The organism is Lentisphaerota bacterium, assembly GCA_016873675.1.
GTDB lineage: Bacteria > Verrucomicrobiota > Kiritimatiellia > RFP12 > JAAYNR01 > VGWG01.
Genome location: VGWG01000016.1, coordinates 30,093 through 41,519 on the forward strand (window position 1 = coordinate 30,093; position 11,427 = coordinate 41,519).

Here is an 11,427-nt window from a genome sequence, read left to right on the forward strand (position 1 = left end):
GACCTTCCTTTTCTTCGATGGGGCCGTCATCATTGGTTTCGCCGCACCAGGACGAAGGCCAGCGCCACGCAGACAGCCACGGGTATCCAGATGAGCAGGTGCATATAGAACTGCGGCTTGCGCGCCAGCGACTCGGCGGCGATGAGCAGGATGTAAAAGCAGAACGAGATCCCCAGCGCAGTCGCCACGCCGATGGTCGATTCCTTGCGGTGGGAGCGGACGCCGAGCGGCATGCCGATCAGGATGAAACACAACGGAGCGCTGGCGAGCACGAAGCGTTTATGAAGTTCAAAGAGCGCCGCACCGCGTTGCGACGGCGGTTGGGGTTCAGTCTTATCGGGCGACACGTCGCGGGCCAGACTGCGGTAGTGATTCAGCAGAGGCCGGAAACGCATGTCTTTGATCCGCTGCCGGTAGTTGCGCGCTTTCAGCGCATCCGGGATGACGTGCGTCATCCGGTCCGCCATCGCCGCCCCCGGTTTGTCCGGTTGGAAGGGGTCGATCCGCACGCGATAGAGTTCAATCTGCAGATTGTCCTGCTCAAACTCGACTCTGGCCTTCTCCGCTCGGATCTCCCGGACCACCTTCGGATGGCTGTAATCATAAATCAGGACATTGTGCAGCCAGTGCCCGGTCTTGGAATCGAAGCGGATCTTGACGCTCTTAAAGCTGTTGACGAACCGGCCGGGCTCGAGCAGGTCCAGCGCGGATCCGAACCCCGCGGCGGCGGTCAGGCGGCGGCGCGCTTCGTGGTTGGGCGGCGTCACTTCGTTGTTGATGTAGAAACTGAATAGTGAAAATGCCGCGCCCACGGCCAGCGGCCACACCATAATCCGCCACAGGTTGATCCCGCAGGCCCGCATGGCGGCAATCTCGGAGTCGGCGGAGAGTCGTCCAAACACCAGCAACGTGCTCACCAGAATCGCCATGGGAATGGTCAAATTGAGCGTCTCAGGGATGCCGATCGCCAAGTACTTTCCGATCATGTGGATCGGCAATCCCTGAATCAAGAGCCCCGTCACCCGTATCATCAGCCCGACGGCCAGAACAAAGGTCAACACCAGCCACGCCAATAGAACGGATGATAGCAGCGAACCGGTTACATAACGCTCCAGGATTTTCATTATTTGGTGGACGCTTCTTCTTTCAAGAAAGCTTCCTTCGCCGCCAGGCCGCCCGCGCCGCGAATGTAGATCTCAACCCGGCGGTTCTCCGGATTGCCATTCACCAGATCGGGTTGCACCTTGGGACGGGTGAAGCCGAAGCCCACGGCCTTCAGCCGCGAAGCCTGAATGCCCTTCTCGGTCAGGTGCTTTTGCACCGCCTTGGCGCGCAGTTCAGAGAGGTTCTGGTTGTACTGCGGGCTGGACTTGGCCTTGCGGTCGGCGTGACCTTCGATCACGGCGGTGGCTTCGGGGTGTCGGGTCAGCACTTTGGCAATGACATCGAATTGCGCAAAGTACTTCGGATCGCGAATGACCGTCTCGTCATAACCGAATTCCACCTGCACGGCGAAGAGCATCAGATCGTCGTTCTTGTTCAACGGGTCCGTGCTGTCTTCCAGCACTTCATGCCCGTCCCACACACCGCCGGCATCGGTGTCGGGTTTCAGCGGGTCGGTCTTGTACTTCAAGACCTCGTCGCCATCACTCAACAGGTCGAAGTCGGTGTCGCGATTCAAGGGGTCGGTCTTGTAGACGTTGACCTCTTCCCCGTCCGTGAGCCCGTCGCCATCGGTGTCTTTCATGCGGGGATTCGTTCCCAGGCGAGCCTCCTCTGCGTCGGTCAGTCCGTCACCGTCGGTGTCGGTCTCACCCACGACTGCGCCGGTGCCCGTCGGCGCAGCGGCCGGCTGGCCGCCAAACCGGTAGATCATGCCCAGATCAAACATGGGCACGGCTTCCACCTTGCTGTGGATACCAGCCGCCAGCGTCGCATTGGCCCGCAGCGAGACGGAGTCGGTCCAGTGCCAAATCACACCGCCGCCCACGCGCGGCATCCAGGCGTCGACCGAGTGATCCGCAAAGATGCGATCCGGGCTGCGCATATAGCCGGCGCCGACGGAGACGTAGGGATCCCACCGCTCCCAGCGGTTGAAATGATACAGCACGTCGGCAGACACGCCCCAAGCCTCAGCCGGTTTAAACGTCTCGGGTCCGTATTTGCTCTGACTGCTTTTCGAAAACCGCGGTCCGTAAAGCCCGCCAAACTCAAAAGTGAGATGGTCGGTGGCTTCATACCCAAGCCGCAGCAAGCCGATGCTGCCGGCATTTGCGGGCTCGTTGCCTTCAAAGATCAGCACGCCGATGCCCGGGCTCACATACCATTTGCCAATATCCGATTTTTCCTGCGCGGAAACCGGGGCCGAAGCAACCACGCTGGCTACAGTGGCCAGAAGGATCAGATTGAGTGTTTTCATGAGAGGAAACTCCTTTTGTTATGTGCGGTGTCACTGTAGCGGATGACGCCTCAAATTGGCAATAAAAAAATTCGGTGGCCGATCTGCGTGGCCATGGCTTTTTCTTTGCCCCCTCTTTCATCAGAAAAAGATATGCCCTTGCAAGCCCTAGCAGCAACAGCGCGCTTGACACCCCCGGCCTGTTTCTGGCACGCTCTCAATAAAGAGGCGGATCATTGGGCAGGCGTCCTGGGGCGCGTGCTGGTCCGGTCCCACACGCGATTTCCGAGCATGAATGTAAACGGCAAGCCTTACCGCAGCATCTGGATCAACCCGAATGGTCCCGCCGCCGTGCAGGTGATCGACCAGCGCAGGCGTCCCCATGCCTTTGCCGTCCTGGATTGGCGCACGGTGGAGGCGGTCTGGCGGGCGATTCTCGGCCTCTTCCCCGAGATGAAAACAAAAATCCCCCAAGCCACACGGGGCATCCCATGAGCATTGGCATCATCGGCGGATCCGGTCTGGACAATCCCGATTTCTTCGCAAACCCCCATGACGAGGCGGTCGTCACCCCTTATGGGGAGCCGTCCTCGCCGTTGAAGCACGGAACGATCGGCGGTGTCGCTGTTGTGCTGCTGGCCCGTCACGGCCGCGGGCACACCCTGCCGCCGACGCAGGTGAATGATCGCGCCAACATCCACGCGCTCAAGATGGCGGGCTGCACGCACATTGTGGCGACCACCGCCGTGGGTTCGCTGCGCGAAGAAATCCACCGGGGCGATCTGGTGATTCTGGACCAGTTCATTGATTTCACCCGGCGGCGGCATCTGACCTTCCACGATTCCTTCGCCTGGCAAGCCCCGGTGCATGCGCCGATGGCCGATCCGTTCAACGGCGCCATGCGCGCCCTCCTGATCGCGGCGTGCGAGCGGTTGGGCTACGCGCATCACCCCCGTGGAACCGTGATCACGATCGAGGGGCCCCGCTTCTCCACGCGCGCCGAGTCGCGCATGTTCCGCCTCTGGGGCGCCGACGTGGTCAACATGTCGGTCGCGATCGAGGCGGGCCTGGCCAACGAAGCGCGCATCCCTTATGCGGCGGTGGCGATGTGCACGGACTACGACTGCTGGAAAGAGGATGAAGAGCCGGTGAGCTGGGAGGCGATCGCCGCAGTGTTCAAGCAGAACGCCGAAAAGGTCGCCCGGCTCTTGATGCAGGTGATTCCTCTGGTGACGACCCCCGGCGGAGAGGCGCGCTGACACGCGGAGATGGAATTGATCGCAAAACAGGTGTCCAATGAAAGGAACACGCGGATGAAGAAGACACGTTCACACGGCTCCAGACCTCATTCACGGGCGACCACGGAACGGTGCTTCACGCTTGACTGGCCCGACAACGGCGCGGGCGTCGGCGGTGTCTTTGTGCGCGAGATCATCGGTGGTGGCGATGGCCCCACGCTGCTCGTGACGGCCGGCGAGCATGGCGTGGAACTCTCGGGATGCGCCGGCATTGACAGTCTGTGCCGCCGTCTGGCCAGCGCCGCCTTCTGCGGAACCGTGCTGGCGATCCCCTGCCTGATGCCGGGCAATATCCGCCACCGGGCCCATACGTACGGCCAAACCTACGGCTCGCAGGAGAGGCGAGGGGAGTACGACACCTATTTGGCCTGGCCGGGGCGGCCCGACGGTTCCACCGGTGAACGGCTGTGCCACCGCGTCTGGAACGAGGTCGTGTCGCGCGCCGATGTGGTGGTCAACTTCCACGCCTGGCAGAACAGCGCCAGTTGCCTGTTCACCGACCGGCTGGTTCCCGGCGCGGCGGCGCTGGCGGGGAGCTTTGGTAACGTCTTTAATATTCTGGAGGATGACCTGAAGGGGTGCCTGCATTCCCGCGTGCTGGAGACCGGCCGCCCCGCGGCCCTGGTCGAGACACACGGTCAGTGCCGTATCGAGCCCGAGGCTGTGGAGCGCGTCCGGCAGGGCCTTTGGAATGTCATGGTAACCCTGGGTATGGTGGACGGGCCTCTCGAACTCCCGCGGCCGATGTTCGCGGCGGGCGCGGAGCACCTGATTCGCGCGCCGAAGGCCGGGCTGTTCGTCCCCCTGAAGGCGCTCGAACAGGTCACGCGCGCCGGCGAATTGCTGGGCTACATGCTCGACGTGGAGACGGGCGAGCGCACCGATATCGTCTCGCCCGTCGATGGTGCGATCTGGCTGATTGCCCGCAACGGGCCCAAAGCCGACGTGGTTTTGCAGGGGATGCATGCCTACGCCGACCCGGGCGATCTGGTTGTGCTGATCAAGGCGATCACCCCCTTGAACTGCAGCAATTCTAATATTGGGTTTGGATCGTAGGCGGTGCCTCGCCCCTGAGAATGAGAATTGCTGCCGTGGCGGCGGTGGGGATAGGCAAAGGCTCCGTCATGTGCGATGATGGCCCCGTTCTTTTTGCAAGAGTCTCGGGAGATAGACGGTGATGATAACGATGCGGCGGATTATCACGCTCGCCTGCTTGGCCGCTGGCTGGGTCCGCGCGGCAGGGTGGGGCGATCCTGAAGTGACGATCACAATCCTGACGGTCGTGCCGCGCGATGCGCGGACCGCGACGGGTTTGGCGGATTCCAGCCGATTCGCGCGGTCTGCGATGGCCGGTATAAACTGGTCATCAATCTCTTGGCCACCGACGAATGTTACGACCTGCAGTCCGAGCCGGGTGAGCTCACCAATCTGATCGACTCGGCCGATCACGCCCCGATACGAACCCGGTTGCACGACGCTATTCTGGACTGGATGAATCGTACCCGCGACCCCTTCCGAGGCTATTGCTGGGAACGCCGCCCGTGGCGCACCGATGCCCGATCAGCCACCTGGGATTACACCGCCATGACTCGGCAGCGAGAAGACGAACAAGAGCCACGGCAGTTGGATTACAACACGGGGCTGGAGATGAAGGCCGCGATCAGACCTAAATAGACACGCCATGCGGGACGTTCACGGCGGGCATTCGCTTTTCAGGGGACACGGGCCTGTACCCACCGCACCTGAAAGCGCGTTGCGTTCGCGATCACGTGCTCGGCGAACGCATGTCTGGGCCACACGCGCCAGAGGGTTCCCGTTCCAGAAGGTCCGTCAGGGTCAGTGTTCGGGTGTGGCGGTCTAGGCGAACGGTCTGCAGACACCGCGCGCCAATCGATGTTTTGTAGGCCTGTCCGTCCACGGTCAGCGTGAAATCGGTATCCACTCCGGCCACTTCCCAAAAGCGCAAAATCAGGGCATCGCCCGCTTCCGCTTTCTTCATGGCGCCCAGGATGACGTTATCGCGATCGGTCACGGCAAACGGCACGGAACATACAGGTCGATCAGCGCGCCGGGTGGGGTAATAGACCAGTTGCTCAAGCCCCACATTCGCTTCGTAGGCCAGGCGCGCCAGGCGCTCGTCGGTGGAGGCTGCTTCGCCGAACACGAAAGTAAAGCGCGCCTGGCGTTCCCCCTGTTCGTGGTGCGGGATGAACCGGTGACGGTAGCGTTGCCAGGTGTCGGTCACCGTCATGCACGCGTAGGCCGGACTGCGCAAGACGCTGAGCCAGGTGGCGCCGTCCTGCTGATGGTAGCCGTGCGTTCCGTGGCTGATCATCCCGATGCTGTGCCGGTTATCGGCGTCGGTCAGGCGCAGAAAGCGCTGATAGGTGCGCTCCCGGTCCGGACGGTCGACTGCGTCGGCCTCATCATCGATGCTGTAACATTTCTCCGCGCGGATGCGAGGCAATGGGTCGGCTGGAACCAATCCGAGCTTCAGCATCTTGTCACGCTCTGCCCAGAAGATGTCTAATTCCACCTCCAGGACCGCGCGCTGCTTGTTGATCTTGTAGCGTTGCGTCAACGCCGTGCGTCCGGAGACAAAGAGCGCTTCCACCACCCTGCGGATCGGGCCGTCCTCCAGGATGCGCACCGGCGGGATCAGCTCCGCGTAGTCTGGATTGATCGATTCCGAGGTCAGGAGTCGCGCGGTCTCTGCGGGAGTGGCCAGGCGGAAGTTTTCCTTTGACTGAGCCCACTCTTTGGCTGCGCTCCAGCCCCAACAGCTCGGCACATCGTCGAAAATGCGAGGCGTAAACGCGCCCGGTTGCACCTGTTCCCGACCCTCGGCCATGAGGCTGTCGATCAACCCGGTGCTCAGGTTGATCGTCACTTGCATCGCCGCGCCGTCGATCGTGAGCAAGTCGCCGGCAGGGAGCGCAGGCGACTGCCAGCGAACGACCTGGTCTGGCGGTAGCACCCGATAGTCGGCATCGAACCGCTTATAGGACAACGGCGGGATGGTGGCGCGGAAGACAGCCTTTTGCCGCCACTCGCTCCAGTGCGGATTGTCAAGGTTCAGATCGCCCTTTTCAAACTGGGCCTCCACCGGTTTGCCGTCACAGGTGAGGGTGCGCACGATGGCGTCCGCGCCAGCCTGGCGGGCCGTGCCGTACTCCATCTCCACCTCGCGGGTGACCTCCCAGTTGTGCGGGTTAAAGATGAAAAACGGCGTGATCTCACGATCGGTCAGGGGTTCATCGCGCAGCAAGGCAATCATGCCCTCGACCTTTTTGCGGCGCAGGATCTCCTCGGCATGCCCCAAAAGCTTCAGGCTGTCGGCTTCCACCTGCTGCGTGCACGAGCCGGGCAGGATGTCGTGGAACTCGGCAAACAAAATGTCCTTCCAGGCCACCTCCAAGTCTTTGGTCGGATAATCCCTTCGCCCCTGCCACCACGCGAGCGCGCAGATCTTTTCGGTGAGATGAGCCAGGTTTTCCAAGCGGCGGTGCTGCTGCTTGACGCGCTGCATCGAGCTGTAGCACCCCTCCATGACCCTGTTGAAATCACCGGTCACCACGGGGAGGTTCTCGCGACCGCGCACCGTGAGTGTGTGCGCAAAGAATGCCTCCGGGGTGGACTCGATGAACGCGACGTTCGGGAAATCGGCGCGCATGCCCGGAATCTGCGCATATTCAGCCCGGGAGGGGCCGCCGCCGTGATTACCCACCCCCCAGAGATACATGAAGTCGCCTTCCGCCTCGCGGTAGTGGGCCGGCCAACTGCCGGTTCGCGCCTCATCCTTCGGCACGTCGCCCTCTCCGTCGATCGCTGTCCCCATCATCCATCGCCGAAGATTTCCCTGGGTCAGGTAATGATCGTCGCTGCGGCGGGCGATGATTTCGGCTCCGGATGCGTGCCGCCAGCGGAAGCTACCGATGGGCAACGGTCGTTGGCCCGCCGTGGGACGGCAAAAGACATAGGCGTCACAGCCGCAACCGGCCAGGATCTGGATCATGCCTTGCGGATGCCCGAAGGAATCGAAGTTGTAGGCCACCCGCGGCTCCACGTCGAACTTATCGGCAAAGTAGCGCTTCCCGATCAGAAACTGCCGGATCATGGACTCGCCGGAGGCCGCTATCATGTCCGGTTGCACGTAAGCGCCGCCTGCGATATGCCAACGCCCCTCCTTCACCTGCTGCTGTATACGCGCAAACAGGGCGGGATCATTGCGTTCCACCCACTCGTACAACAACGCCTCGTTGTGGTTGAAAACGAATTCGGGGTATTCGTCGATGAAATCCGCGGCCACGCGAAACGTGGAAATGGCCTCGGCCAACCCCTCTTCCCAGGGCCACAACCAGACCGGGTCAAGATGCGCGTTGCAGACGAGAAAACATTTCTGTTTCATAAGCGATCCTCTCCTTAATCCTCATCTTCACTCGAACCGGATACCCCGCTCGATCAAGGCGACCTTGGCGCCGGCGCGCGCCGCGCTGATCGCCGAAGGAATACCGGAGGTGCCTCCGCCGCACACCAGGACATCGTAGTCTCCGACGATGGGAAGTTTCCTTTTCGGTTCGGAATAGGTGTTCATGCTTGCTCGTCCAGTTCGTCTACACGACCTCTGTTTCAGATTTTCAGCACCATCGCGGCATATCGCCGGGCCTGGCTGTGGGGTGACTGCACGTACTTCTCCGCGATGTGCCGCTGTGGATGCCCGAGACGCCCCAGAATTTCCGCCGCCGCCAGTTCGAGTTGCCAGAACACATCTTCACACTGGGGCCAGCGCCCGTTCAGTGAATAGATCTGAAGCTTGCGTTCACAGGCAATGTCGTCCCGCTTGAGCAGTTCCAGGATCGGCGACACGGCGCGCTGATCGCCGATCCGACCCAGCGCGCGCAGCGTCGCAATCAGGGCGTCAAATGCCACTGTGCGGTCCGCCAGGACGTCGAGCAGCGCCGGCACGGCGGTAGCGGACCCGATGCGGCCGAGTAATACGATGCACGATTGCCACAACGGCACCATGTTGCGGCTGCGCGGTGTGTAGTCCGGGCGTTTCGACAAGCGTTCGTCCACCGCCTTGACCAGTTCGGGAAGCGCAGCCTCATCGCGCTGCCAGGCCAATGCCACCGAGGCCCAGAACCGGGCGCCGTGCTCTCCTGTTTTCAATGCCTCTTTCAACAGGCGTTGCGCCGGCTCGCCGCCGTGGGCTAGAAGCCAGACGGCATCCTTGGGATCATCGGACGCCAGCCGCTCACAGCATTGGTCCAAGGGCATTGCCGGTACTACCGGTTTGGGTTTCAGCGATTCGCTCAACGCGCCGCTCTTCCGGAGTTCGGCCTGAACCAACCGCACATCCACCTGCCGCGGGGTAATCCCCCGTTTGACACACTGCGCGGCCGCGTAGGCAGCGACCTCCGCCAGGCGATGCTGGTTGCGCATGGTGCGGAACTGGTAGTTATGTTCGTGTGTGCAGGACGCGCCGCGACAGGCCACGAGCACACCGTCAACGTCTTTGGGCAACATCATGCGATAGGGTAACTGCCCGCCCATGCGCCGCTCGCGATTACCCAGCAGCCATACCCACAGCATCGGGCCGTCCTGATGGTTCTCGAAATCCTGCGAGTGGCAATCGAACTTGGCTGCGGAATAGCCCACACAGTCATCGAATTCTACCGGCAGAATGCCCTCCAGGAAATCAGGGACATAGTCACCCACAATCTGCGGCCCGCCGCGGAGGCCGAGCAACGGACAGAGATACAGAAGCGGGCGGAACCCGAACGGATCCGGAGCAAAACGATCCCACACCTGCCGGATCCCCTCGCGCCGGGCGCGTGTGAGGTCCACAATATCCCACGGGTCAACAAAGCCGGAGTCCCAGTTCGTAATATTAACCACGCCGCGTGTCGTGAACAAAGCACAGACCTGGCTGTAGCAGTGAAGAACGCCATCGTAGTCCCGCCCAATAGTCAACGGCGCCCCAGCCATGCGGGCCACGTCGGCGTCGCCGGTGCAGTCGATCACCACCTTGGCCCGATAAAGCGTTTTGCCGGACGGTGTCGCCGCCACCACCCCGATGACCCGCCGACCGTTCATCTCCACGCCGATCGCGGTAGCGCCATACACCCGTTCGGTGCCGGCTTCCGCCGACAGACTTTCCAGCACAACTCTGCCTGCGCCGGCTGGATAGGCCAGAAAAGGACAGCCACTGGTGGGCGCCGCCGTGGTCTGTTCGAGGTCAGCGTACGTCGCGCCGCCTGCGCCGATTTCATCCGGAGGACGGTGGATTTTGTCGGCTGAATAGGCGGCCTCATAGAGCGGAAGCACCTCCTTGATTCGCGCATGAAACTCATCCTGGAATCCGCCGTGAACACCATGTCCGCCCCAGTTCATCCCGGAACCGGTTGCGATGCCCCCCTGAAAGGTCGTGGCCTCCAACAGGATCGTGCGAACGCCCTGGCGACCGGAAACAATACCGCCCAGCGATCCGCCCGTGCCGCCGCCGACGATCAAGACATCACACTCACGCACCGGCAGTTCCGCCACGTCGCGCCGTCGCTTCGACGGCCCGGTTTTCGATTGCGCGGGCGGGGTGGCCGTCAGAATCGCTTGCGCCGTGGCTTCTCCAATTTCAATACGCTTTGCCGGCTGTGTCGCGCGCACGCGCTCCTCTGCATCGGCAATTGCCCAGATTCCGGCTCCGTAGAGATTCTGGAAGGTCGCGTGACGCGAACCGGGTTCGACCGGGAGTTGCGCCGCGCCGATGGGCAACGGTTCCAGTCCTTCGTGCGTTGCCGGCCCATCGGCTAACTGCGAAACGGTCTTGCGCACAAAGGCCACGGCATCCGGGTAAAGCAGTCTTGCCCTGCTGATGGATCCGTCAGGCACCGTGTATTCGACGCGTACCTCGCCCTTGCGAACGGAGCCGTACAACCTGACATCACGCACATGCGCCGAAGCGTCGCCCAGCGCCGACGGAAGGTCCATGCCCGGCTCAGCGCGGTTGAAGAAGAACGACTGGCACACGTGCGGCGTGTCGCCCGTCCCCCACGCCATATCGGTCAGATGCCAGACCAGCGCCTCCTCAGTGGCATCCACATAGACGTCCGCCTGGACAACCTGCTCGCCGGCCTTGTTGCCGATCACAACGCCGGTGACCCGGCCACTCTCGGCAATGAGGTCGGTCGGGGTCGAGTAGAGCAGGACATCGATGCCATACGACTCGGCCAGATTATCCAAGGCCACCTCGGCAACGACTGCATCCACGGCATCGCCCTGCAGTCCATATACCGCGCTGATTGCACGACGAATCCTATGCACCGCCGCAGAAGCCGACGCATCCAGATTGCACGTGTAGGCGGCTGTGATCTCCCACCCCAGAAGCGGGCGGCGTTCACAGATAATCACCTTCTTCCCGTTTCGAGCGAGTGTGAGCGCGGCGCCGATGCCGCAGAGCCCACCGCCCATGATGGCGACGTCGTAGCGACGCTCAAACGGACGGAAGGACTTTCCTGACGACTTGCCCGCTGAATGATCGAAATTGCATCCGGGCACGCTATCTTCGCAGAGGGAACGAGTCATGGTGGACCTCCTAAGAAAGAGACCGCGCGCGCGACCGGCCAGTGCAACACTTAGGGTTTTGAAAACGGCCACGCGGTGAAGTACACTTCCTTCATGTGGTAAACATGAAAGGAGACAAAGTGTCTTACACGCGCGTGACCGGTGAACAGC

The 11,427-nt window shown here is 62.0% G+C and carries 9 protein-coding genes; 4 read left to right on the top strand and 5 right to left on the bottom strand.

The annotated features are described in order from the left end of the window. Positions 1-29: 29 nt before the first annotated feature. Together FJ222_03825 and FJ222_03830 are read right to left on the bottom strand one after the other, a co-directional pair. Positions 30-1,124 (bottom strand): YjgP/YjgQ family permease, encoded by a 1,095-nt coding sequence (locus FJ222_03825; GenBank protein ID MBM4163555.1) that lies wholly within the window; start codon positions 1,122-1,124, stop codon positions 30-32. After that, positions 1,124-2,419 carry an OmpA family protein gene (locus tag FJ222_03830; protein MBM4163556.1) on the bottom strand — a complete coding sequence of 432 codons (1,296 nt, stop codon included), beginning with the start codon at positions 2,417-2,419 and terminating at the stop codon, positions 1,124-1,126. Before FJ222_03830 ends, FJ222_03825 begins: the two co-directional genes overlap by 1 nt. A 270-nt stretch (positions 2,420-2,689) precedes the next feature. Here FJ222_03830 and FJ222_03835 point away from each other — a divergent pair, with 270 nt between their 5' ends. The 4 genes from FJ222_03835 to FJ222_03850 all read left to right on the top strand — a co-directional run bounded on the left by FJ222_03835 (position 2,690) and on the right by FJ222_03850 (position 5,370). After that, positions 2,690-2,893 (top strand): hypothetical protein, encoded by a 204-nt coding sequence (locus FJ222_03835; protein MBM4163557.1) that lies wholly within the window; start codon positions 2,690-2,692, stop codon positions 2,891-2,893. Continuing rightward, entirely contained in the window at positions 2,890-3,657 is a 768-nt protein-coding gene (gene mtnP / locus FJ222_03840) for an S-methyl-5'-thioadenosine phosphorylase (protein MBM4163558.1), read from the top strand. The genes FJ222_03835 and mtnP overlap by 4 nt, the downstream gene beginning before the upstream one ends. A gap of 9 nt (positions 3,658-3,666) precedes the next feature. Further along, positions 3,667-4,752 carry a hypothetical protein gene (locus tag FJ222_03845; GenBank protein MBM4163559.1) on the top strand — a complete coding sequence of 362 codons (1,086 nt, stop codon included), beginning with the start codon at positions 3,667-3,669 and terminating at the stop codon, positions 4,750-4,752. A gap of 318 nt (positions 4,753-5,070) precedes the next feature. After that, positions 5,071-5,370, top strand: coding sequence for a hypothetical protein (locus FJ222_03850; GenBank protein ID MBM4163560.1), 300 nt, complete (start codon positions 5,071-5,073; stop codon positions 5,368-5,370). A 91-nt stretch (positions 5,371-5,461) separates the two neighbouring features. On the opposite strand, the gene FJ222_03855 is transcribed toward FJ222_03850, so the two are convergent. The 3 genes from FJ222_03855 to FJ222_03865 are packed head-to-tail and all read right to left on the bottom strand — an operon-like array spanning position 5,462 to position 11,277. Further along, positions 5,462-8,104, bottom strand: a complete 2,643-nt coding sequence (locus FJ222_03855) for a hypothetical protein (protein MBM4163561.1) — start codon at positions 8,102-8,104, stop codon at positions 5,462-5,464. Between the two features lie 27 nt (positions 8,105-8,131). After that, positions 8,132-8,290, bottom strand: a complete 159-nt coding sequence (locus FJ222_03860) for an FAD-dependent oxidoreductase (GenBank protein ID MBM4163562.1) — start codon at positions 8,288-8,290, stop codon at positions 8,132-8,134. Between the two features lie 35 nt (positions 8,291-8,325). Further along, positions 8,326-11,277, bottom strand: a complete 2,952-nt coding sequence (locus tag FJ222_03865; protein MBM4163563.1) for an FAD-dependent oxidoreductase — start codon at positions 11,275-11,277, stop codon at positions 8,326-8,328. Positions 11,278-11,427: the final 150 nt, after the last annotated feature.